Annotated in this window: 1 protein-coding gene; it reads right to left on the bottom strand. The window is 43.4% G+C overall.

All coding sequences use genetic code 11. The features are described 5' to 3' along the window. Positions 1-3: 3 nt before the first annotated feature. Positions 4-1317, bottom strand: a complete 1314-nt coding sequence (locus AC23N5_RS31360) for an IS4 family transposase (RefSeq protein WP_487758553.1) — start codon at positions 1315-1317, stop codon at positions 4-6. Positions 1318-1468 lie beyond the last annotated feature (151 nt).

Below are 1468 nucleotides of genomic sequence, written 5' to 3'. Positions count from 1 at the left end.
AACCTATGGTAACCCCATAACTTGTTGATTTGGGGTGGTATTTTTGAGGGCGAATCCCTCAACGATAGCCTTGAATCTAACTAAACCATGAATCATGGTAATTGGTCCAGCAGGCTTGTTAACATGAGGACTCCACCCTCCTAATCGTGCCACCACCCATGCGACAAATGCCAATGAATTGGGGGGATGCTGATTTTTTTGTTTATCGGTCTTTCCCTCCAAAGTTGGATTGAGCCACAGGCTACATTCAATTTCTTGTTGATTGAGTATGATTTGGGCATCAATAGGTTGTTTTGGCTCTCTAGCCATGACTAAAGCCATCACTTGGGCGGCAGCCATTATGCTCACTACGGCTAAGTTAGCTAATCCGTGGGTTGTTTCTAGTTGGGCCTGTTCGATGTTAAGCCCTTGGGTCTTTTCTGTACGATAGAGTTGCTCAATATTCCACCTTTCACAATACCATTCAATGAGTTGGGCAGCTTCTTGGTCAGTGGTCACTGCATGAGAACTGACCAAGACCCAATGAATAGGTGTTTCATCTGCCAGCACGCTAGTATCATCCTCTCGTATGTCAATAACATACATACATAGGGTGTCGGGTAAAGATTTGGTAGGGTTTTTACTACTTTTAATCATGGTTATTGGACTAAACTTTACCCTCAAAAGTGCCTGATGGCTCGTTCGATTTTGGCTGGTACTTACCTGAGTTTGATAAGAAAAACTGACAGGTATTTCCTGCAAAAATTGCGAAAGAAGCATCGTACTCCCATTACTATGACGTACCCGTCGATAATCAGTGGCTCGAATCAGCCAATCCCATTGGCGCTCTTTGTACAGACTAAAAAGCTCATAAATGTCCGCTTCTTGGTCGGCAATAACTGTGTATCGGCTTGCCCCTGCACAGTTTGTCGTACTTTGATCAATGGTACTATACCAACGATAAGTCTCTTTTTGGGAAAACGACACGTGGCGCAAGATTCGTTTGCGTTGCTTGTTGTGTTCAACGCTATTGAACTCATTACTATGGACTTGGGCGCCCCCAATACCATAACAAGCCCTACTTTGTGCATCCACTAAAAGTGAGTTATGTAATTCAAAGCCCCCATGAACTTCCCCCTTACCAACATATCCTAAGTCTGTGCGTGGCTTAGTATTCTTGAAACTCAACACACTACTGTCTTGGTATAGAAGTAAGTGCTTGCCTGACCATGATACGTTGCGATCCTGCCAATACTGTTGAATAAGCCTACTGGGAGTCACTGAGGGGTGATTGATAAAGCTCCCAAACGACTTCTCCTGTGCATGATTCTTACTCAAGCGTCTAAGTATGACACTCAATTGCGTACTCATTGACCAGATCAGTGAACGAAAGGGTACTAACAAACGGGCATCCCCAAAAAAATGTGTCTTCTTGCGCATTTACAATATTAAAAATAAATTACGTACACTTATGGGGTTAAGGTAGGTT

The sequence above is a fragment of the Runella sp. R5_40 genome (genome assembly GCF_057652295.1).
The sequence above is the reverse complement of the archived record's forward strand: the minus strand, read 5'-3'. Positions and strand labels throughout refer to the sequence as shown.